16 protein-coding genes are annotated in these 21539 nt (G+C 69.1%); 8 read left to right on the top strand and 8 right to left on the bottom strand.

The genetic code is table 11. From position 1 onward, the window contains the following. Positions 1–26 precede the first annotated feature (26 nt). Both ACWPN3_RS14925 and ACWPN3_RS14920 read right to left on the bottom strand, forming a co-directional pair. Entirely contained in the window at positions 27–4337 is a 4311-nt protein-coding gene (locus ACWPN3_RS14925) for an alpha-2-macroglobulin family protein (RefSeq protein WP_492261878.1), read from the bottom strand. Further along, on the bottom strand, positions 4258–5244 hold the full coding sequence (locus tag ACWPN3_RS14920) for a tetratricopeptide repeat protein (protein WP_492261540.1): 987 nt from the start codon (positions 5242–5244) through the stop codon (positions 4258–4260). Before ACWPN3_RS14920 ends, ACWPN3_RS14925 begins: the two co-directional genes overlap by 80 nt. Before the next feature lie 202 nt (positions 5245–5446). Between ACWPN3_RS14920 and ACWPN3_RS14915 the strand changes: the two genes are divergently transcribed. Continuing rightward, entirely contained in the window at positions 5447–5857 is a 411-nt protein-coding gene (locus tag ACWPN3_RS14915; protein ID WP_492240327.1) for a hypothetical protein, read from the top strand. A 51-nt stretch (positions 5858–5908) separates the two neighbouring features. Continuing rightward, complete coding sequence (locus ACWPN3_RS14910) at positions 5909–7279, top strand: PepSY-associated TM helix domain-containing protein (RefSeq protein WP_492240326.1); 1371 nt, start codon at positions 5909–5911, stop codon at positions 7277–7279. Between the two features lie 10 nt (positions 7280–7289). Here ACWPN3_RS14910 and ACWPN3_RS14905 read toward each other — a convergent pair whose 3' ends face one another. Both ACWPN3_RS14905 and ACWPN3_RS14900 read right to left on the bottom strand, forming a co-directional pair. Then, complete coding sequence (locus ACWPN3_RS14905; RefSeq protein ID WP_492240325.1) at positions 7290–8195, bottom strand: LysR family transcriptional regulator; 906 nt, start codon at positions 8193–8195, stop codon at positions 7290–7292. Next, positions 8192–9430: a molybdopterin molybdotransferase MoeA gene (locus tag ACWPN3_RS14900; protein WP_492240324.1), complete on the bottom strand. Its 1239-nt coding sequence runs from the start codon at positions 9428–9430 to the stop codon at positions 8192–8194. The genes ACWPN3_RS14905 and ACWPN3_RS14900 overlap by 4 nt, the downstream gene beginning before the upstream one ends. Positions 9431–9764: 334 nt before the next feature. On the opposite strand from ACWPN3_RS14900, the gene ACWPN3_RS14895 reads away from it, so the two are divergent. Further along, entirely contained in the window at positions 9765–10082 is a 318-nt protein-coding gene (locus ACWPN3_RS14895) for a hypothetical protein (RefSeq protein WP_492240323.1), read from the top strand. 33 nt (positions 10083–10115) lie between these two features. Here ACWPN3_RS14895 and ACWPN3_RS14890 read toward each other — a convergent pair whose 3' ends face one another. Continuing rightward, entirely contained in the window at positions 10116–11327 is a 1212-nt protein-coding gene (locus tag ACWPN3_RS14890; protein ID WP_109452024.1) for an ATP-binding response regulator, read from the bottom strand. A gap of 296 nt (positions 11328–11623) precedes the next feature. On the opposite strand from ACWPN3_RS14890, the gene ACWPN3_RS14885 reads away from it, so the two are divergent. After that, positions 11624–12088 (top strand): hypothetical protein, encoded by a 465-nt coding sequence (locus tag ACWPN3_RS14885; protein WP_492240322.1) that lies wholly within the window; start codon positions 11624–11626, stop codon positions 12086–12088. Positions 12089–12173: 85 nt separating this feature from the next. Next, on the top strand, positions 12174–14054 hold the full coding sequence (locus ACWPN3_RS14880) for a carboxylesterase family protein (protein WP_492240321.1): 1881 nt from the start codon (positions 12174–12176) through the stop codon (positions 14052–14054). A gap of 101 nt (positions 14055–14155) precedes the next feature. Here the strand turns inward: ACWPN3_RS14880 and glpX are convergent, their stop codons facing one another. The 3 genes from glpX to ACWPN3_RS14865 form a co-directional block, all read right to left on the bottom strand. After that, positions 14156–15157: a class II fructose-bisphosphatase gene (gene glpX, locus ACWPN3_RS14875; RefSeq protein ID WP_174471837.1), complete on the bottom strand. Its 1002-nt coding sequence runs from the start codon at positions 15155–15157 to the stop codon at positions 14156–14158. A 95-nt stretch (positions 15158–15252) separates the two neighbouring features. Then, positions 15253–16557, bottom strand: coding sequence for a homoserine dehydrogenase (locus tag ACWPN3_RS14870; RefSeq protein WP_492240320.1), 1305 nt, complete (start codon positions 16555–16557; stop codon positions 15253–15255). Continuing rightward, complete coding sequence (locus tag ACWPN3_RS14865) at positions 16557–17831, bottom strand: LL-diaminopimelate aminotransferase (RefSeq protein WP_109086512.1); 1275 nt, start codon at positions 17829–17831, stop codon at positions 16557–16559. Before ACWPN3_RS14865 ends, ACWPN3_RS14870 begins: the two co-directional genes overlap by 1 nt. 292 nt (positions 17832–18123) lie before the next feature. On the opposite strand from ACWPN3_RS14865, the gene ACWPN3_RS14860 reads away from it, so the two are divergent. From ACWPN3_RS14860 to ACWPN3_RS14850, 3 genes are all read left to right on the top strand, one after another. After that, the gene (locus tag ACWPN3_RS14860; protein ID WP_492261539.1) at positions 18124–20196 is read left to right on the top strand and encodes a methyl-accepting chemotaxis protein; all 2073 of its coding nucleotides are present in this window, start codon (positions 18124–18126) and stop codon (positions 20194–20196) included. Between the two features lie 95 nt (positions 20197–20291). Continuing rightward, the gene (locus tag ACWPN3_RS14855; protein WP_492240318.1) at positions 20292–20588 is read left to right on the top strand and encodes a hypothetical protein; all 297 of its coding nucleotides are present in this window, start codon (positions 20292–20294) and stop codon (positions 20586–20588) included. A gap of 64 nt (positions 20589–20652) precedes the next feature. Continuing rightward, a protein-coding gene (locus ACWPN3_RS14850; protein ID WP_492240317.1) for an IS5 family transposase occupies positions 20653–21533 on the top strand; the annotation gives its coding sequence in 2 pieces (ribosomal slippage) (positions 20653–21027 and positions 21030–21533; 879 coding nt in all). Positions 21534–21539: the final 6 nt, after the last annotated feature.

The following is a 21539-nucleotide window of genomic DNA, read 5'->3' as shown; positions in this document are numbered from 1 at the left end:
TTACGCACCCAACCCGGCGCCAATCGTCACTCCGCCGGACGGACGGTGATCCGCCCGGTGGTCTGGCGGGCGAAGAAGCGCGGCTTGTACATGTCCTCCACCGTCGCACCCGGCAGCTCGTAGGTGCCGGGGGTGATGGCGCGGACGATGAAGGCCAGCTTGAAGGTCTGCTGGTCCTCCGTCAAATCCACCGCGGCGACATAGCGGTCGTCGCGCGCCTCGGTCGTGCGGGTGTAGCTGAGGTCGCCCAGCCACGCCATCTCCTCCGGCGTGCCGCCGCCCAGCTTGGCGTTCTCGATCTCCCAGCCGGCGGGCAGCGCATGGGTCACCATGCCCTGGTGGAACAGCTTGGTGTTGGCCTCGCCCTCCAGCACGACGACGAACACGTCGTTTTGCTTGATGGTGTCGAGGTTCAGCACCTCGCCCTTGCGGGTGAAGAAGTTGCGCTTGATGCGCAGCCCCTCGCGCGCCGCCGGCTGCGGCGCCACCGGCACACCAGACAGCGACACCGCCTGCCAGACCGCCGCCTTGCCGGCGTTGGCGACCGGGATGCCGGCCTTCAGCTGGGCCAGCGTCGGGGTCAGATCGACCCGCGCGCCGTCCTTCTTCGCACCGCCCAGCGTCATCTCCGCCTTGGCCGGCGCGCCGCGCAGCAGCGCGTCGGCAGCCAGCACCGACCACGCCTTTTCCTGCGTGTTGGTGCGGTTGGCGGCGGTGGCCGACGCCGGCAGGCGGTCGATCAGCGCCGGGATGCGGGTGCCGGCCATGTTGACCTCGGTCATCAGCGCCACCAGGGCCGCGGAGTCGCGCACGGTCGAGCCGTAATCGACGTGCCATTCCTCACGTGCCAGATGGCCGACCGCGCTGTCGAAGGCGCTGGCCGCCCGCTCCTGGTCGCCCATGCGGGCGAGCGCCGCACCGAGCTGCCCCTTGGCGAGCGGCGTCGGCAGCTTCTCCAGTGCTGTGTCGTGCAGGTAGCGCGCCGGGCCCGGCAGCGAGACGCCGGCCAGCGCCAGCGTGTGCAGGGCATAGGCGCGCACCGCCAGATCCCCCGGCTCCGACGCGCTGGCGATGGCGCGCTGGCGCAGCCAGTTCAGGGCGTCGGTCAAGGGCTTGTCGGGAACCGCCTCGCCCTTCTGCTTGGCGCGGACGAGGAACTCGGCGGCATAGGCGGTCAGCCAGCCGTCGGCCTCGTCATTCGCCCCCCACAGGCCGAAGGCGCCGTCGAAGCGCTGCTTGTCCAGCGTGCGGGAGATCGCCTGCTGGACCCGCGCCTCCAGCCCGTCGTCGGGCTTGCGGTCCTTGCCCAGCGCCAGTTCGACGTCGCGCACCACCAGCAGCGGCAGGGCGCGGCTGACCGTCTGCTCCAGGCAGCCGAACGGGTAGCGGTCGAGCGCCCGCAGGATGCCGGCGACGTCGAAGGGCGGTGCGGTGGTGAAGCTGGCCGACCAGCTGGTGGTTCCCGGCAGGTAGGTCGCAAGCTCGGCCCCGTCGAAGCGGACGCTTTCGCCCGGAGCGATCTGGCGGGTGACGAACTGGGTCTCCACCGACCGCGCCGGGCGGACGGTGATGCCGTAGTCGTGGTTCAGCGACAAATTCTCCGGCCCCTTCACCGCCACGGCGACATGGCCGATGCCGGCGGCCACACCCTTCAGCGGCACGATCAGCGTCTTGCGCTCGCCCTTCGCCAGCGGAACCGACAGATTGCCGCCCTCCACCGCCACCGCGTCCTGGGCGGTGACGGCGACCTCATAGGTGCCAGCAGCCGCCTCGACATTGTGCAGCGACAAGGTAACGCGGCTGTCGTCGCCGGGGGCGAGGAAGCGCGGCAGGATGGCGTCGGCGACCAGCGGATCGCGCACCGTCACCGGCCCGGCGGCGGAGCCGACACGGCCGCGGCTGTAGGCCACCGCCATCAGCCGGAGTTCGCCGTTGAAGTCCGGCACGTCGAAGCCGATGCGGGCGGTGCCGTCGGCGCCGACCTTGACCGGCCCGTGGAACAGCGAGACCACGGTGAAGGGCACCACCGGCAGTCCGGCGCCGCTCGAATCACCGCCCTGGCGCATGGCGCCATAGGGACCGTCGAGCGGGTCGATCAGCCGGCCGTAATCGTCGCGGATGTCCAGCCCCAGCCGCCGCTTGCCGAAATAATGCTTCTCCGGCTGCGGGCTGGCGAAGTCGGTCAGGCGCAGGATGCCCTCGTCCACCGCGGCCAGCGTGACATAGGTGTCCTCGATCTTCCCGCCATCGGCGGCGGCGACCTTCACCCCGACCTCCAGCCGGCTGCGCGGGCGCATCACCTGCGGCGCGTCGAGCGTGACGGTCATGGTGCGCACCGACGGATCGACGCCGACCCAGGCCACACCCATGGCGCGCACCGGCTGACGTTCGCGGCCCTTGACCGGCGGGCGGTAGGCGGTGGCGGTCACATAGGCGCCCGGACCCCAGGCGGCATCGACCGGGATCTCCACCGTCGCGCCTTCGGCCGGAACCGAGATGGTGCGCACGTCGAAGATGCGGTCGGTCGCCACCGTCACCAGCAGTTCGCCGGCGAAGGGCGGCGCCACCCGGATGCGGGCGGTCTCGCCCGGCTTGTAGGACTGCTTGTCGGTGGAGACCTCCAGCTTGTCCGGGATGTCGGCGGTCTCGTCGCCGCTGGCCCAGCCGGAATAGAAGCGGTAGGAGCTGGCCACGCCCGCCGCCTTGTCCGTCACCTCCAGCCGGTAGCGGCCGAAGTCGCGCTTGCCAAGCGCCACCACCGCCGGCTTGTCGGCGGCGACATCGACGCTGCCCGAGGCCAGCGGGATGTCGCGCACCGTGGCGTTGTAGCTGTAACGGCCGTCGCGGCGGAACCAGACGAAGGACACCCGTTCCTCGACCAGCTCCCACTTGATGCCGGGCTTGGCGACGGCGCTGCCGTCCGGCGCCACGGCGACCAGATCGAAGGCGGCATCGCCGCCCTCGCCGACGCGCCCGTCGGAGAAGCGCGGGCGCAGGCCCAGCGCATGGGTCTTGGGCCACACCGGCACGCTGACCGACTTGTGGACCGGGCGCCCGCCCGGCTCGGACAGGGTGACGCGGATGTCGGCGCGCAGCGGCTTGCTGGTGTCAGGCACCTCCGGCAGGGTCACGGCGATGTGCGACACGCCCTGCTCGTCGGTGGTCGGGAATTCCAGCGGGTCGAGCCGCTCGGTCGGGTTGTCCTGCACCCGGCCGAAACGATAGTCCTTGAAGGCCGGATAGGGCATCGGGTCGGTCTTCAGCGCCACCTCGGCGGTGCCCTCCAGCCCGGCGGCCGGCGGGCCGTAGAGGAAGCGGCCCTGCGCCGTCACCTCGAAGGGCTGGCCCGGAACCAGGATCGGCGCGCTGGCGGTCACGTCGAGCGCCAGCTTGATCGGCACGAAATCCTCGACCTGGAAGGAGCCGCGGCCGATCGGCTCGCCCTTCGGGTCGCTGTAGACCTGCACCTCCCAGCCGCCGAGCGGTGCGGTGCGGGTCAGGGTCAGCGGCAGGAAGAAGCCGCCGGCCTCCTGGCCCTTCAGGGCGCCGCTGTAATATTCGGTGCCGCTGGGCCGCAGGACCTTCACCGTCAGCGGGAAGTTGTCGACCGCCTCGGTCTTGTCGTCGCGCAGCAGGATCGACAGGTTCACCGTCTCGCCCTGGCGGTAGACGCCACGGTCGGCATAGACGAAGGCGTCCATCGGTCCCGGCGCCGGACGCCCGCCGACCCCGCGGTCGCTGAGGTCGAAGGCGGCGCCGGTCAGATCCTGCATGGCGAAATCGGTGCCGAGATAGGCCATCGCCATCTCGGGTGCGTTGCCGCCGGTCTTCAACAGGCCGGGGGCGAAGCGGGCGCGGCCGAACTCGTCAGTCTTGACACGGGCCAGTTCGGTGTTGTTGCGGGCGACCAGCGCCACATCGACCCCCGGCAGCGGCTTGGCCGTGCCGAAGGAGCGGGCGAAGACGGTCAGCCCATCGGCGCCGCGGAAGCTGGTCAGGCCGATGTCGGACAGCAGCACCCACTGGGTCGCCAGCGCCTCCCAGCGGTCGGACTCCTCCACGTCATGCGGGCGGGCGGTGACGACATAGAGGCCGGCCTTGGGATCGTCGCCCACCGCCTGCCGGAACGGGATCGCCGCGGTGGTGTCGCGGTTGCGCTCCCCCTTCACCTCCAGCGAGCCGGACCACACCAGCTCGCCATTCTCCTGGGCGAGCCGGTCGGCGGAGTAGCTGGTCAGCTCGTTGAAGATGTTGCCTTCATACTTGTTGGACACCAGCGCCCGGTCGGCGATGCGGTAGACCGACACGTCGAGCCGGTCGGTGTTGACGCTGACCACCGGGATGCCGTCGGCCCCCTTGCGCGGCAGGATGTAGGCGGAGCCGCGGAAGGCCGCCATCGACGGCCGGTCGGGCACGCGCACGCGCTGGGTCTCGTCGGCTTTCAGGTTCACCCCGTCCTCGCCGGGCAGACCCTGGCGCAGGGTGACGGTGTAGCCGGAACCATGGGTGACGCCGCGCAGGCACAGGCTGTTGTCGCGCGTCTCGATGGCGGTCTTGGTCGCCGGCTCCACCCGGACATAGTCGTCGAAGCGCACGCCCTGCTTGCCGCTCAGCCGGTCGCTGAACTGGAAGCGAGACACGCGGGCTGCTGCCCTCCGCATTGACGGTGACGCCGGTCAGCGCCAGCCCGGCCTTGCGGCGGAGTGCGACGATGCGTTCCTCCAGCTTCGGCGCCTGGGTGTCGAGGGTCGCGGCCTCCATCTTCGGCGCGATCTCCTGGATCGACCTCAGCGCCTTGACCGCCTCGTCCGGCTTGCCGAAGGCCTCGTCCATCAGGGTGGCGATGCGCCAGAGGATGGCGACCCGCTCCTCGTCCTTCGGGTTGAACTGGCCGGCCATCACGGCGCTTTGCAGCGCGCGGTCCCGGTTGGGCGGGGTGGCGGCCTGCCAGACGGCGCTCAGCTCCAGCCAGACCGACGGGGAGCCGCCGCCCTGGGTGATCGTCTTCTCATAGGCCTGGATGGCGCCGGCCATGTCCTTGCGGTCGCGGGCGGCGCGCGCCTGCTTCAGCAAATCGGCGATCACCTGCGGTTTCGGTTGCGGCGGCGATTTCAGCAGCAGCCCGTTGGCATAGGCGGAAGCGTCGGAGAGGGCGCCGGGCGGCGTATAGTCGGCACGGACCGGACCGGCCGCAAATGCCATCACCACCAGAACCCAAAGCAGCGTCAACAGCCGTGCCATCATGTCGCCTTACAACCGGAAGCGGGATCGCCCGGTTATAGCGCCGATAACCCGGTCGTGGCGATATGGCGAACCGCCGATGTACCGTTAGGCTGTATGGGTACCACCACGCTTGTCGAGAGCGGTGCTTCCACCGGCACTTGTCCGCTGGCCGCGGATCGGATAACGATCGACGGCTTTCGGGCTCTCTGGCGAACGGAAACCGATGCTGGTTTATTGCCGCAGGCTGCAGGAACGGTGGGGGCTGGCGCTTGCACTCGCGCTGAGCCTCAGCCTGTTCGTTCGCCTTGCCGCACCCTATGCCGGGGCCGCCGACCGCGACGGCTATGTCGCGATCTGCACCGGAAGCGAACTGGTCTATCTGCCGGCGGACCATGACGGGCTGCCGCTGCCGGACGGCGGGCAGAGCGAGAAGCCGGACCTGCCGCCGCTCCACCTGCCCTGCAACTGGCTCGGACAGTTTCTCGTCCTGCTGCCGGCGTTGCAGATGCTGGTCCTGCCGGCGATTCCGCTGCTGCCGGCGGAGGTGCCGGAGCCCGAACAGCCGCACCGCCCGAAGCCGCTCAAGCCCTTCCAGTCGCAAGCCCCGCCATCCGGCCGTCATCCGACGCATTGAGCCGCCCGCCTGCCGGGCGAACCCGCATCGCGACGACCGACTGGACCGATCATGACGCAAACTCTGCAAGGCGGAGCCATCGGCTCTGCCCTTTACCGTGCGCTGTGGCGCTGGCATTTCTTCGCCGGGCTGATCTGCGCCCCCTTCGTCATCCTGCTCTGCGTGACCGGCGCCCTCTATCTGTTCAAGGACGAGATCAACGACGGGCTGCACCGCGAGCTGCGCCTCGTGACACCGCAGGCTACCGAGCGGCTGGCTCCGTCCGCCCTGGTCGCCAGGGCGCTGGAAGCCCATCCCGGCACGCTCAAGGGCTATGGCGCCCCTGCGGCACCCGACCGCCCCGCCGAAGTGAAGATCCTGGGATCCGACGGGCTGAAGGACGTCGTCTATGTCGATCCCTATGACGGCCGGGTGCTGGGCAGCCTGTGGGACGGCGGCTTCGCCGGATCGCCGACCATGTATGTCGTGCGCAAGCTGCACAGCCTGCAATATGCCGGCTGGTTCGCGGAGCGCGTCGTCGAGGGGGTGGCCGGCTGGATGGTGCTGATGACCGCCTCCGGCCTCTATCTCTGGTGGCCGCGCGGTCAGCAGAGGGGCGGCCAAAGGGGTGGTGTCGTCACGGTGCGCGGAGGGCCGGGCAAGCGCGTGTTCTGGCGCGACCTGCATGCCGTCACCGGACTCTTCGTCAGCGTCTTCATCGTCTTCCTGGCGATGACCGGACTGCCCTGGTCGGGCTATTGGGGCAAGCAGTTCTACGCCGCCGCCTATGCGGTCGGCATGGGCATGCCGGACGGCTATTGGGACAAGTACCCGGTCTCCACCGTCCCGCTGAAGGACACAATCGACCGTGCCCCCTGGATCGTCGAGAACCAGCCGGCGCCGCTGTCCACGTCGGCGGCCGGGGTGCCCGCCAAGCTGGACGACGTGGTGCGGACGGTCGAGGCGCTGGGCATGGCGCCGGGCTATGCCATCGCCATCCCAGGCAAGCCGGACGGCGTCTTCACCGCCTCCGTCTATCCCGACGACGTCAGCCGGGAACGGGTCGTTCATCTCGACCAGTACAGCGGCACGGTGCTGTTCGACATGCAGCTGAAGGATTTGGGCCTGTTCGGCCGGCTGGCGGAATGGGGGGTCGGCATCCATATGGGCCAGGCATTCGGGCTGGCGAACCAGCTGGTGCTGCTCGCGGCCCTGGTGGCGATGGTGGGGCTGACGATGTCGGGCATCGTGATGTGGTGGAAGCGCCGCCCGGCCGGCAGCCTGGGCGCGCCGCGCCTGCCGGCGGGCCGGCCCGTGCCGAAGGGGCTGATCGTCATCGCGCTTGCAGGCGGCCTGTTCTTCCCGATGGTGGGTGTTTCGATGCTGGCATTCGCTGCCGTCGAGCTGGCCGGTTACGGGACCCGCGCCCTGCGGATGGCCTGAGGCACGACCGTCAATTGGACGCCGGGGCCTGTCCGGCGTCCAGCGCGCTGCGCACGAACGCCCGCTCGGCGATGCTGCGGTAACGGTCGCGGTGCCGCAGCAGGTGGAAGGGCCGGGCCGGCAGGTCCAGCCCATCCAGCGCCACGATCCGCCCCGCCGCCAGATCCTCGGCGACGATCAGGTCGGACAGCACGCTGGCCCCGACGCCGGCCAGCAGCGCCGCCCGGATCACCCCGCCGCCGGGCAGCGTCATCGCCACGTCGAGCGCGTCGGGCGCCAGCCCCACCCCGCGCATCGCCGCCTCGAACAGCGCGCGGGTGCCGGATCCGGGTTCGCGCTGGATCCAGCGCCCGGCCGCCATCTCCTCGCGCCCGACCCGGCCCAGCCCGGCCCAGGGATGGCCGGCGCCGACCACCAGCCGCAGCCGGTCGCCTTCGATCGGTTCGCTGACCAGCGCCGAATCGCTCACGGCCCCCTCGGCGATGCCAAGCTCGGCGCGGCCGTCGCGCACCGCCTCGGCCACCTGTTCGGTGTTGCCGATGGACAGATCGACCCGGATGCCGGGATAGGCCGCGGCGAAGCGCAGCAGCCGCGGCGCCAGCCAATGGTTGCCGACCGTCTGGCTCGCCGCCAGCCGCAGCGCCCCGCGCGACAGGCCGGACAGCTCGGCCAGCATCGTGCCGGCCTCCTCCACCTTCGCCAGGATGGCGCGGGCCTGGGCGTGCAGCAGGTCGCCGGCGGCGGTCAGCTCCACCCGGCGGCCGATGCGGTCGAACAGGCGCAGGCCATGCTCGGCCTCCAGCGCGGCGATGGCGGCGCTGACCGCCGGCTGCGACAGGTGCAGAACCTCGGCGGCACGGGTGAAGTGCAGCATCTCCGCCACCGTGGCGAAGATGCGCAGCTGCTCCAGCGTCACGCGAACAGGCCGGTGAAGGGCAGGAAATCGACAAGATCGCCGGGCCGCACCGCCGTGGCCTCGGCCGGCATGTCGACCAGCCCGTCGGCTTCGACCATCGAGGTCAGCACGCCGGAGCTGTTGCTGGGGAACTTCACCGCGACCGGGCGGCCGTCCGCGCCGCGCTCCAGCCGGGCGCGCAGGAACTCGCGGCGGCCGGGCTTCTTGGTGAAGGTGAAGTCGGCGACCACCAGGCTGCGCGGCGTGGCGATGCCGCTGGCCCCCGACAGGCGCAGGACCAGCGGGCGGCCGACCAGCAGGAAGGTCACCATCGCCGACACCGGATTGCCGGGCAGCCCCAGGAAGGGCGTGTCGCCCACCCGGCCGAGCGCCAGCGGCTTGCCCGGCTTGATCGCCAGCGTCCACAGGTCGATGGAGCCCAGCGCATTGACCGCCGCCTTGACATGGTCCTCCTCGCCGACCGACACGCCGCCGCTGGTGACGATCAGGTCGGCGGTGCCGGCGGCCTCGGCCAGTGCGGCGCGGGTGGCGTCCGGCCGGTCGGGCAGGATGCCGAGGTCGCGCACCTCCACCCCCAGCGCGTCGAGCTGGGCGGCCAGCGTGTAGCGGTTGGCGTCATAGATGGCGTGGTCCGGCTTGGGCGTCCCCGGCTCGCGCAGCTCGTCGCCGGTGGAGAACAGCACGACGGTCAGCCGCTTGCGCACCGTCAGGGTGGAGCGGCCGACCGCGGCGGCGAGCCCGACCTCCTGCGCGCGCAGGCGCTGGCCGGTTTGCAGAACCACCGCACCGGCGGTCATGTCCTCCCCCGCCAGCCGGATGTTGGAGCCGCGCTTCAGCGATGCCGGGACCAGCACGGCGTCGCCGTCGGTCCGGCAATCCTCCTGCATCGCCACGGTGTCGACCCCGGCCGGGACCGGCGCGCCGGTGAAGATGCGCACCGCCTGCCCTGCCGCGACCGTGCCGTCGAAGGTCGATCCCGCCGGAACCCGCCCGACGACGTCCAGCCGCCGGAAGCCCTCCCCCGCCTCGGCGGGAAAGGCCCAGCCGTCCATGGCCGAGACGTCGGCCGGCGGCACGTTGACCGGCGCCACCACCTCTTCCGCCAGAACGCGGCCGAGCGCCCGGCGCAGCGGCACCTCCTCCGTCCCGGTCACCGCGCCATAGCCCCGTGCGACGCGGGCGACCGCCTCGTCCAGCGACAGGGGAATGGGGCCGTGTGCGGAGCAATCGTCCATGATCTCGATGTCCTTGTTGAACGGGCCGGGATGAGGAGCGCCATTCGAGCGGCGGTCGGGCCCGCGCCCTTCCTATCGCCAACTGCAACCCCTGCCTTTGATCGGCGTCAAGGCTCTGTTTGGATATTCCTGTATTGCGGCGCCTCGGTCCGTCCCCGCCCGCAGCCAGCCGGGACAGGCCGGGACAGGCCGGGTTCCCGGCATGGGGAAGGCTCCCTCCTTTTCGATGCACCTGCCCCGCGCTTTGGCGTAGGATGCCCGCACTTTGCCACAGCCCCCGCCGGGGCCGGCGATTTTCCTGTCCGTTCCCGTATCCGCAAGAGCAGCCCGTCCCATGGCAAAGCCCCGCCGTTCCCCGTCCCGCAGCACCCCGTCCGATGTTCAGGGGGCATGGCTGCGCCGCGGTCTGGACCAGCCGGGCGGCAAGCTGCCGCTGTTCGACGAGCGCGGGCAGCGCGTGAAGAAGCCGACGGTGGACGCCTGCCTGAAGTCGGGATGGGCGGAGCGCTGGTTCGACAATCCGCTGAAGCCGGACTGGCTGGTCTGCCGCCTGACCGAGGCCGGCCGCACCGCGCTGGGCGGGCATGAGCACGGCGATGTCGCCCCTGCCGACAAGGCGGAGGCCGATGCGCGGCAGGGTGCGCTGATTTAAGGGGCTGCTATTTAAGGCGCTGCTTGAGCGGAGCTACTGCGCCGCCTGCGCGATGCCGTTCACGCGCTTGATCCGCAGCTGGCGGTCGACCTCGGCCTGGAGCTGGCGCGGGGTCACCGGCTTGTGCAGGATCGCCACGCCATGGGCCGAGGCGTCGGCCAGCGTGTCGGCGCCGGTCTCCCCGGTCAGGATCAGGGCGGGAACCTCCGCACCGTAGCGGGCGCGCACCCGGCGGATCACCTCGGTGCCGACCCGCCCCTCGCGCAGTCGGTAATCGGCGATGACGATGTCCGGCACCCGTCCCAGCGACTCCAGCCGGTCCATCGCCCGGTCGGCGCTGTCGGCGGCGACGACGCGGAACCCCCATTCGGTCAGCACCGTCTGCAAGCCCAGCAGCACAACCGCGTCGTCATCGACCAGCACGGCAAGGCGCGGGCGGTCGATGGACGGCGGCCGCTCCGGCCCCCCTGCCCGGCCGGCGAGAAAGCGGGCCGGCGCCAGCGGCACCAGGACGCGGAAGGCCGATCCCTGCCCGTGCACCGACCGCACCTCGACCGGATGGTCGAGCAGCTGCGACAGCCGCCGCACGATGGCGAGCCCGAGCCCGAGCCCGCGCAGCCGGTCGCGCTCCGGATTGCCGACCTGATGGAATTCCTCGAAGATGCGGTCGAGATGTTCGGGCGGGATGCCGATGCCGGTGTCCTGAACCTCGATGGCCAGCCGGTCGCCGTCCGGCCCGGCATCGATGCGGCAGCGGATGCGGATCGCCCCGGCATCGGTGTAGCGCAGCGCATTGTCGACCAGATTGCGCAACAGCTGCATCAGCAGCCCGCGGTCGCTGCGCAGCACCGCCTCGCAGCTCTCCACCCGCCAGACCAGCCCCTTGGCGGTCGCCTGCTCGCCATAGGCGGCGTCGAGCGCGTCGGTCAGCTCGCCGACGTCGAAGGTGTCGAGGACCGGCGTCACCACCCCCGCTTCCAGGCGCGACACCTCCAGCAGCCCGTCCAGCAGGCCCTTCATGGTGTCGAGCCCCTGGTCGAGCCGGGACAGCAGATCGCGGCCGCTGTGGTCGCCGACATGGCGGGCAAGGGCTGCGGACAGGAAGAACAAAGCCTGGAGCGGCTGACGGAGGTCGTGGCTGGCGGCAGCGAGGAACTTCGACTTGGCGAGATTGGCGCGCTCGGCTTCCTCCCGGGCGGCATCGCGCTCCGCTTCCAGCGACTGAAGGCGATGAATGAGACTCATGCTTCGACCACGGCTCTCACGGAGGATTGGGGTTCCCGAAGGCGCCCCGTTTCCATTTTAGAACAGAACCGGGGGTAATGTTAAAATGCATTAACCATAATAATGCTGCAGCGCGCAACCCTTCCCAGGCATATGCGTCGCATGGGCAGGGTCCATGAAGAAAAGGTTAATGGAGGTTCATATGCGAAAGCCCCGGCATTGTCCGGGGCTTTCCGCATTCGGGACTCGATTGGCCGCCTCGCGCCGGACGCTGTGGGCAAACCTTTCGATATCCGCTTTTTCCGGTACGCGAGACCGTGCCGGACGCCGACTCAGATGCTGCGGCGGACGGCCATGTGGATTTCGCCGCGGGTCAGTCCGATGTCGGACAGTTCGGAGTCGGACATGTGGTTCAGCTCACTTTCCGCGCGGTGAAGTTCAATCCGTTCGTGGACCCAATGAACGACACGCTGGAAGAGGGTGATTTCTTTTGTTCCGGTCGCAAACAATTCACCGGACGAAGACTGCATCGAAGAGTAGGCCATGTTGATCTCCTGCGCTTGGCGCTGATTACATGGTCCTATTTTGCCTTTCGCACCCGCGAAATCAACGGACAACCCTCTGCGGTCCTGCGGCGGCAGACCTGCACGGATTCGATGGGCCGGAATTTCCTGCGGACCGCAGGCTTCGCCGCGCCGCGATCCGGCAATTCATGGACAAACTGCGGGAAAATGTTCCCGCAATCCTCCCATCGGATAGAAATCATCCGAAATTACCGATAGTATAGCGTCATTATTTCTACTTTAGAGGATTAGCTCAATGCAGATGGTCCGCAATAAGAAACCTTTGAGTGCATTTTTCGCCGGCATGCTTGCCCTTCCCCTCCTTGCCGCATCGGTCACGGGGTCGGCCTGGGCGGCTTCCCCCAAGCCGGCAACGCCGAACCCCCAACCGCCGGCCGCCCCCGCCTGCACCTCGTCCGACCCGACGACGGTCTGGGCCGACAATGCGAAATCGACCGCGGCACTCTGCGGCAGCCAGGGGACGGGGGGTATCGCCTCCTATCTCGGCATTCCCTATGTGGCGAACCAGCCGGTGCCGCCGAACCGCTGGATGCCCAGCGCGCCGGCAAGCTGGCCGCCCGCGCCCGCCATGCAGGCGGTGAACGTGCAGAATCAATGCATCCAGAAGCTGCCGGCCTGGGACGCCCAGCCGCCGGCGACCGGCGAGGACTGCCTGTATCTGAATGTCTGGGCGCCCACGGCCTCGCTGAACAACCCGGCGGCCAAGCTGCCGGTGATGGTCTTCATCCATGGCGGCGCCTTCATCGCCGGCTCGGGCGGCGCGCCGGTCTACAACGGATCGGCACTGGCGCAGAACGGCGTCATCGTGGTCACGCTGAACTACCGGCTGGGTGCGCTGGGCTTCATGGCCGCACAAGTGCCGGCGACCGGCAAGAAGGATGCGCCGACCGTCGACATCAACGGCAATTTCGGTCTCGACGACCAGCGCAACGCCCTGCTCTGGGTCCAGTCCAACATCGCCCGCTTCGGCGGCGATCCGACGCAGGTCACGCTGTTCGGAGAGAGCGCCGGCGCGATGTCCACCGGGCTGCATCTCTTCGCCTCTCCGGCCAGCGCCCCGCTGTTCCAGGCGGCGATCATGGAAAGCAACCCCATCGGATCGCTGTATCGCACCCTGGCCGACACCCAGAGCCAGGGCACCAACTTCATCCGCTGGCTGTGCACCAAGACGCTCCATCTGCTGAGCTGTCCGGGCAACATGGAATGGTTGCAGAGCCTGTCGCCCGACACCATCCAGAAGGCGCAGGCCGACTTCCTCAATCTGGGAATCGGCAACGGCAACGGCGGCGGAGGCCCCGTTCCGGCGGCCGGGGCGCTGGCCGACTCCCTGCCCTGGGCGCCGACCGTCGACGGCAAGGACGTCGTCGCCCAGCCGATCGCCGGCTTCGCCACCGGCATGCCGCAGAAGCCCTTCCTGTTCGGCGTCAATGCCGATGAAGGCGCCGTCTTCGCCGCGATGATCGCCGCCGCAATCCCCGGCCCCTATCTGCCGGCGGAATACAACAAGATCCTGGCCAAGGCGATCCCGGACACCACCGCGCGGACCGCAATCGCCGCTTACCAGAACAGTGCCGGCCAGAAGCCCTATGTGGCGCCGGCCGCCAACCCGCCGACCTATTACGGCCTGGACAAGATCACCAACGGAACGGCGCAGACGACCGATCTGCTGATAGACGACTTCGCCTTCCACTGCGCGAACCTGTGGATGGCCGGACAGGCCTATGGCCAGATCGCCAACACCAAGGGCACCTCGCCGATCTATGGCTACCTGTTCAGTCAGCAGCCGATCTTCGACCTCTACAAGACGGCGTCGGGCCAGCCGGTCGCGGCCTGCGCGCCGAGCAACGGCAATGTCTGCCATGCCAACGAGCTGCCCTACGTGTTCAGCACGCTGGGCATCCTGTTCGCCAACCCGCCCCAGGCGGACGCCGCGCTGGCCGGCACGATGACCTCGACCTGGGCAAGCTTCGCCAAGAACCCGGCGGCCCCGGCCGGACTGACCGCCTATACCCCCACCGGCGTCTTGAACCTCTTCAACAGCCGGACGTCTGCGAAGACGACGCCGATCTCCGGCATGGATCAGGCCGGCAACTGCTCGGCTCTGTGGAACACACTGGGCGTCTATCCGGCCGCGGCGCAGACGACCGCCAGCAACAAGCCGTAACCGTCCTTTCGGAAGGCGGCAAAGAGAAGGGCGCGCGGGAGACAATCCCGCGCGCCCTTTCCCACAGCATCCGGCCCCGCAAGGGACCGGCGGCAAAAACCTTACTTCACGCTGACCTTGCGCGACAGGTTGTGGTGCGCCTCGATGTAGCGGACGGTGCCCGACTTGGAGCGCATGATGACCGAGTGGGTGTAGGCACCGCCCGGAACGCGGCGGACACCCTTCAGCATGGCGCCGTCGGTCACGCCGGTGGCGGCGAACATGACGTTGCCGCGCGCCAGCTCGTGCAGGCTGTACTTCTTGTCGAGGTCGGTGACGCCCCACTTGGCGGCGCGGGCCTTCTCGTCGTCGTTGCGGAACAGCAGACGGCCCTGGAACTGGCCGCCGATGCAGCGCAGCGCGGCAGCGGCCAGCACGCCTTCCGGCGCACCGCCGGAGCCGACATACATGTCGACGCCGGTGCCGGCCTGGCTGGTGGCGATGACGCCCGACACGTCGCCGTCGTTGATCAGCATGATGCGGGCGCCGGCTTCACGGACGCGGGCGATCAGCTCGGCGTGGCGCGGACGGTTCAGGATGCAGACCAGCAGCTCCTGCACCTCGGTGCCCTTGGCGGCGGCCAGCGCCTTCAGGTTGTTGGCCGGGGTCTCGTCCAGGTCGACGACATTGTCCGGCAGGCCGGCACCGACGGCGATCTTGTCCATGTAGACGTCGGGGGCGTTCAGGAAGCCGCCCTCCTCCGCCATGGCGATCACGGCCAGCGAGTTCGGGCCGCCGGTGGCGCAGATGGTGGTGCCTTCCAGCGGGTCGAGCGCGATGTCGACCTTCGGGCCGGAGCCGATGCCGGCACCGACCTTCTCGCCGATGTACAGCATCGGGGCCTCGTCGCGCTCACCCTCGCCGATCACGACGGTGCCGTCGATGTAGAGCGTGTTGAGCGCCTGGCGCATGGCGTCGACCGCGGCCTGGTCGGCCAGCTTCTCGTCGCCGCGACCCATCAGCAGCGAGGCCGACAGAGCGGCGGCCTCGGTCACGCGGACGGCCTCCAGCGCGAGGTTGCGGTCCATGTGGGACAGGTCGACATGCGTAGACGGCGTAGACATCGTGTGCTCCCCCGACTCTTCGGTCGTATCAGGCTGTGTTTGGTCAGGCTGTGCTTGGTTATTGTGGGAAACGGTCCCGATCAGAACTGCCCTGGTCAGAACTGCTCGATCCGGATCATCCGCGGCGGCTCCAGCACGCTGTCGCTGGCCGCGATGGTCGCAAGCGCGCGCTGCATGGCCGCCTCGTCGGTGTCATGGGTGGTCAGGACCACCGGAACGCCTTCGCCCGGCGAGCGGCCGCGCTGCAGGAACTGCTCCATGGAGACGTTCTGGTCGCGCATCGCCGCTGCGATATCCGCTATCACACCGGGACGGTCCACGACCATCAGGCGGACGTAGTACGACCCGCGGCGCGCTTCCATCGGCGAGGGGGTTGCCGCACCCAGCCGATCGGCCGGAACGCCGAAGGTGGGCGTAGACCGCCCGCGGGCGATGTCGATCAGGTCGGCGACCACCGCCGAGGCGGTCGGGCCGGCGCCGGCGCCGCGGCCGACGAACAGCACCCGGTCGGCGAAGTCGGCCTGAGCCACCACGGCGTTGAACACGCCGTCCACCGACGCGATGGGGGCGGCCACCGGCACCATGCAGGGATGGACGCGCTGCTCGACGCCCGCTTCGGTGCGCCGCGCGATGCCCAGCAGCTTGATGCGGAAGCCCAGCTGGTCGGCATAGTCGAAATCGACCGCCGACACCTGCCGGATGCCCTCGACATAGACCGAGGAGAAATCGACCGGCGTGCCGAAGGCGACCGACGCCAGGATCGCCAGCTTGTGCGCGGCGTCGATGCCGTCGATGTCGAAGCTGGGGTCGGCCTCGGCATATCCCAGAGCCTGGGCATCGGCCAGCACATCGGCGAAGTCGCGGCCGGTGGTCCGCATCTCCGTCAGGATGTAGTTGCAGGTGCCGTTGAGGATGCCGTGGATTTCCGACACGGCGTTGCCGGCAAGACCCTCGCGCAGCCCCTTGATGATCGGGATGCCGCCGGCGACCGCCGCCTCGAAGGCGACGGTCAGGCCGCGCGATTCGGCCTTCCGGGCGATCTCGGTGCCGTGGACGGCCAGCAGCGCCTTGTTGGCGGTGACCACATGCTTGCCGGTCTCCAGCGCCGTGGCGACGGTGTCGCGCGCCGGGCCTTCCGACCCGCCGATCAGCTCCACCACCAGATCGGCGCCGGCCTCGGCGGCCATCGCGACGGGATCGTCGAACCACTGGACGCGCGACAGATCGACGCCGCGGTCCTTGCCCTTCGAGCGCGCGCTGACCGCGACCACCTCGATCCGGCGGCCGCAGCGCTGTTCGATCAGCGAGCCTTGCGTTTCCAGCAGCTTCAGGACGCCGGCACCGACCGTACCTAGGCCGGCGACGGCGATTTTCAGGGGGGCTTGCTGGGCGTTCGGCATCAGGCTTTCGCTTTCTCGGATTCCAGAAGGGCGGCGCGGGCCACCGGGTCCTTGCTCGCCGCAACGCCGCCGGCGTTGGAGCGGAAGAACTCCTTGATGTTGCGGGTCGCCTGGCGGATGCGGTGGACGTTCTCCACCATCGCCAGACGGACATGGCCGTCGCCGTATTCGCCGAAGCCGATGCCGGGCGCCACCGCGACCTCCGCCTGCTGCAGCAGCAGCTTGGAGAATTCCAGCGAGCCCAGATGGGCGAACTGCGGCGGGATCGGCGCCCAGGCGAACATCGACGCCTTCGGGCTGGGAACCTCCCAGCCGGCGGCGGCCAGCCCCTCGATCATCACGTCGCGGCGCTGCTTGTACATGTCGCGCACCTGCTGCACGCAGTCCTGCGGACCGTTCAGCGCGGCGGCAGCGGCGACCTGGATCGGCGTGAAGGCACCGTAGTCGAGGTACGACTTGATGCGGGCCAGCGCCGTGATCAGCGTCTTGTTGCCGGTGGCGAAGCCGATGCGCCAGCCGGCCATCGAATAGGTCTTCGACATCGAGGTGAACTCGACGGCGATCTCGCGCGCTTCCGGGATCTCGAGGATCGAGGGCGGCGGGTCGTTGTCGAAGAAGATCTCGGCATAGGCCAGATCGGACAGGATGTAGATGCCGTGCTTGCGGCAGAACTCGACGATCGGACGGTAGAAGTCCAGCCCGACCACCTCGGCCGTCGGGTTCGACGGGTAGTTCAGCACCAGCGCCAGCGGCTTCGGCACGCTGTGGCGCACGGCGCGCTCCAGCATGATCATGAAGCTGTCGATGTCGGTCGACGCCCCGTTCTCCATGCCCACCGGCAGGTGGCGCACCGAGGCGCCGGCCAGGATGAAGCCGAACGGATGGATCGGGTATGAGGGATTCGGCACCAGGATGATGTCGCCGGGGCTGGTGATCGCCTGGGCGAGGTTCGCCAGACCTTCCTTCGAGCCGATGGTGACGATGCACTCGGTCTCGGGATCGACGTCGACGTTGAAGCGGCGCTTGTAATAGGCGGCATGGGCCTTGCGCAGGCCGGGGATGCCGCGGGAGTTCGAGTAGCGGTGCGTCTTCGGATCGCGCACGGCCTCGACCAGCTTGTCGACGATGTGCTGCGGGGTCGCCTGGTCGGGATTGCCCATGCCGAGGTCGATGATGTCGGCGCCGTTGGCCCTAGCTCGCGCCTTCATCGCGTTCACTTCGGCGAAGACGTAGGGCGGCAGGCGCTTGATGCGATGGAATTCGGTGTTGGACATGGACGCTCCGGAAGACCGCTCCGGTCACGCCACGAACCCAAGAGACCTGCGGACCGGGACTGACGTTCTACCGCCCTGACGCGACGGAAGCGAGGCAAATTTCGTGTTCGGACCGTCCGGCACGGCGCTTTGGCCGCGACGGCCCCGTGAGACGCGGTGATGGAGTGACTTAACAATCTCCCTACCAACGTCGTGGTTAAACCTAACTGTGCTTTAACCCATTAGATTTCATACCTTCGGCTTGGCACTTTCGTAGCCATGCCGCATCGGTGAAGGCTGTTGGAGTCGTAAGATGGTTTCGCTTTTGAAGGTCGCAGATCGGCTGCTCGGCGACATGCGCTTTTCACGCAAGATGGCGCTTGCCCTGTCGGTCCCGATTGCGGGCGTGGTCGTGCTGTCGTCGCTGCTGGTGTGGGAACAGGTCGAAGCGAGCCGCCGGGCGTCCGATCTCGCCTCCGTAACCCGCCTGTCGGTCGGCATGACCAGCCTCGTGCACGAGCTTCAGAAGGAACGCGGCTCCTCCTCCATCTTCCTCGCCGGCAAGCTCGCCGAAGACCGCAAGCGCCTGGAGACGGTGCGGACCGCCGCCGACGCCCGGATGGCCGAGCTGGCCCAGGACATCGCCGGGGCCCGGGTCCGCGATTCCCGGGTAGCCGCGGCGATCGGCGGCGCCCGCGACGCACTGTCGCAGCTGTCCGGCCTGCGCACCGGCGTCGACGGCATGGCGCAATCCTCGATGGAGGTGGTGGCGAGCTACACCGCCGTGATCCGCAGGCTGCTCGACGCCGCCGGGCAGGCCCGGTCCCTGTCCGACGGCAGCGACCAGCTGCGCGCCGCCGATGCCCTGGTCTCCCTGTCGGAGGCGAAGGAGCGGCTGGGCCAGCAGCGTGCGGTCGGCGGCGGCGCCTTCCGCAAGGACCGTTTCCCCATCGACGCGCATGAACGCTTCATCGAGCTGTCGGGCGAATACAAGGCGCTGATGGGCGGGCTGAAGAACAAGCTGACCGCCGAGCAGGCCGGCTATTTCGACCGGACCGTCGCCGGACCGGCCATCGCGGAGGTGGAGCGGATGCGGCGGACCGGCATCGCCTCGGCCTATGGCGCCGCGGGCGAGCGGATCGATGCCGGGAAATGGTTCGACACCATCACCATCGCCATCGACATGCTGCGCAGCGTCGAGACCCGGGTGGCCGACGACCTGATCGGGCTTGCCACCCTCGATGCGCAGGAGTCGATGAACCGGCTGGTCGGCATGGCCGCCGGTCTGGCGATCCTGCTGGTGACCATGACGCTGATCGCCGTCCTGGTCGCCCGCAACATCACCCGGCCCATCGCCCGCCTGAACGGCGACATGGCGCGGCTGGAAGCCGGCGAGCGCGAACTGACCATCCACGGTGCCGGACGCGCCGACGAGCTGGGCGCCATGGCGCGCAGCCTCGACCAGTTCCGCCTCAGCCTCGCCGAAGCCGACCGGCTCGCCGCGGAGCAGCGGCAGCACCAGGAGGACCGGCTGCGCGAGGCCGAGCGGCTGGAGCAGCTGGTCGATGCGTTCGACCGCCACATCGAAATGGTCGCGGAGCAACTGGCGGGTGCTGCCACCGGCCTGCGCGGCAATGCCCAGCAGATGAGCCACATCGCCTCGGAGACCGAAGTCCATGTCCTCTCCGTCGCCCGCGCGTCCGAAGGGGCATCCGACAATGTCCAGGCCGTCGCCGCCGCGGCGGAGGAGCTGACCGCCTCCATCGCCGAGATCGGACGCCAGATGGCGGGCTCGACCGAGATGGCGGAGCGGGCGGTCGGCGACGTCCGGCGCACCGCCGACGTCATCGCCGATCTCAGCGGCGCCGCCCAGCAGGTGGGCGAGATCGTGCGGATGATCACCGACATCGCCAGCCAGACCAACCTTCTCGCCCTCAACGCCACCATCGAGGCCGCCCGCGCGGGCGGGGCCGGCAAGGGCTTCGCGGTGGTGGCGCAGGAGGTGAAGAACCTCGCCAACCAGACGGCGAAGGCGACCGAGGACATCACCGCCAAGGTGGCCGAAATCCAGGCGGCGACCGGCCACACCGTCAGCGCCATCGACGACATCGGCGGCATTGTCACCCACATCGAGGAAAACATCTCCGCGGTCGCCGCCGCCGTGGAGGAGCAGAACGCCGCCACCGCGGAGATCGGCCGCAACGTCCGGCAGGCCGCCGACGGCACCGACCGGGTGTCGCACAACGCCTCCCTGGTCGGCACCGAGGCCAGCCGGGCCGGCGCCATGGCGAAGGAGGTGCTGTCGATGGCCGACGCGCTGAAGCGCAACGCCGACGGGCTGCGCAGCGACGTCGCCGACTTCATCGGGAAAATCCGGGCGGCGTGAGGGGGGCGGGGAGCGGCGTGGCGGTCGCCGCTTTCCACCCAAGAGGGAGGCATGTATCCTGAGAGCGTAGCGATTTTCTCCCGGAGGCTCCCGCGATGCCCGTTTCGCCGACCCCGCCGGCACGCCCCTCCAAAGTGACGGCCACAATTCCGGCGGAGGAACTGCCGCGAGCGATCACCGCCGCCCTCCCCGTCCGCCCGCCGGCCGGAACCCGCTTCCGGGTGACCATCGAACCGGCCGATGAGAGCGAAGAGGAACGCCGACAGTCGTTGATGGATGACGTTGCTGTCGGGCTGGAGGACGCGGACGCAGGGCGGACGACGGACGGCGAGATGCTGTTCGAGCGTCTGATCGCCAAATATGCCAAGGCGCCCGCGACCTGCCGCACGTGATGCGAGACTAGGTCCTGTCTGACGAGCCTATTGACGTTGTGGTTTAGAGCCCAAGGTCAGTTTGATGGCTTACGATGCGACAGGGCTGCGACGCTACGAACTGAGCGATGCGCAGTGGGATCGGATCGCGGATTTGATGCCGCGGTCGAATCCGCGAGGTGGCGGTGTGTGGCGGGATCACCGTCAAGTGGTTGATGGGCTGATGTGGAAGCTGAACACCGGCGCCCAATGGCGGGACATTCCCGAACGCTACGGCCCCTGGCAGATGATCTACGAACGCTTTGTGCGATGGCGTTGCGACGGGCTGTTCGAGCGGATCCTCGACCGGCTGCGCTTGCAGCTTGATGCGGATGGTCGGATCGATGTGGACCTCTGGTGCATCGACGGCACCAGCATCCGGGCCAGTCGCTCGGCGGCTGGGGGCGGAAAAAGGGGGGCTCGGACGAGCCGGCCGACCACGCACTCGGCCGCTCCCGCGGGGGCTTCGGGACCAAAATCCATTTGGTGACCGATGGCAACGGCCTGCCGCTGGCCGCCGTGCTGAGCGCAGGTCAGCTTCAGGAAATCTCCTTCGCCGTCGCCGCCTTGGAGGCGGTCAGCTTGCCCACCCGCCGAGGGCGCCGACGCACCAAGCCTCGAAAGCTGGCTGGCGACAAGGGCTACAGCGCCAATCGCTTTCGTCAGTACCTGCGACGCCGCCACATCGAACCGGTCATTGCCATGCGCAAGGACGAACGCAGGCGAACCCACCGCGGCAGGCCGCCTCGGTTCGATCGGGAGGCATACCGGCGACGAAACGTCGTCGAGCGTGGCATCGGATGGCTCAAAGGATGCCGATCCGTTGCCACGCGACATGACAAGCTTGCCGTCAACTACATGACCTTCATCAGGCTCGCCATGATCCAGCGATGCCTGCGCGTCAGTAGGCCGTCAGACAGGACCTAGCGCCCC

It is taken from the genome of Azospirillum sp. UENF 111221 (genome assembly GCF_058780625.1).
Note: the sequence above shows the minus strand (reverse complement) of the source record. Positions and strands in the feature narration are given on the sequence as shown.

Bases quoted from the DNA above. Each gene is read 5' to 3' on its own strand.
- ACWPN3_RS14865 (WP_109086512.1), bottom strand. From the start codon at position 17,831: ATGTCCAACACCGAATTCCATCGCATCAAGCGCCTGCCGCCCTACGTC.
- ACWPN3_RS14900 (WP_492240324.1), bottom strand. From the start codon at position 9,430: ATGGACGATTGCTCCGCACACGGCCCCATTCCCCTGTCGCTGGACGAG.
- ACWPN3_RS14880 (WP_492240321.1), top strand. From the start codon at position 12,174: ATGCTTGCCCTTCCCCTCCTTGCCGCATCGGTCACGGGGTCGGCCTGG.
- ACWPN3_RS14895 (WP_492240323.1), top strand. From the start codon at position 9,765: ATGGCAAAGCCCCGCCGTTCCCCGTCCCGCAGCACCCCGTCCGATGTT.
- ACWPN3_RS14860 (WP_492261539.1), top strand. From the start codon at position 18,124: ATGGTTTCGCTTTTGAAGGTCGCAGATCGGCTGCTCGGCGACATGCGC.
- ACWPN3_RS14855 (WP_492240318.1), top strand. From the start codon at position 20,292: ATGCCCGTTTCGCCGACCCCGCCGGCACGCCCCTCCAAAGTGACGGCC.
- ACWPN3_RS14890 (WP_109452024.1), bottom strand. From the start codon at position 11,327: ATGAGTCTCATTCATCGCCTTCAGTCGCTGGAAGCGGAGCGCGATGCC.
- ACWPN3_RS14920 (WP_492261540.1), bottom strand. From the start codon at position 5,244: ATGATGGCACGGCTGTTGACGCTGCTTTGGGTTCTGGTGGTGATGGCA.
- ACWPN3_RS14910 (WP_492240326.1), top strand. From the start codon at position 5,909: ATGACGCAAACTCTGCAAGGCGGAGCCATCGGCTCTGCCCTTTACCGT.
- glpX (WP_174471837.1), bottom strand. From the start codon at position 15,157: ATGTCTACGCCGTCTACGCATGTCGACCTGTCCCACATGGACCGCAAC.
- ACWPN3_RS14870 (WP_492240320.1), bottom strand. From the start codon at position 16,557: ATGCCGAACGCCCAGCAAGCCCCCCTGAAAATCGCCGTCGCCGGCCTA.
- ACWPN3_RS14915 (WP_492240327.1), top strand. From the start codon at position 5,447: ATGCTGGTTTATTGCCGCAGGCTGCAGGAACGGTGGGGGCTGGCGCTT.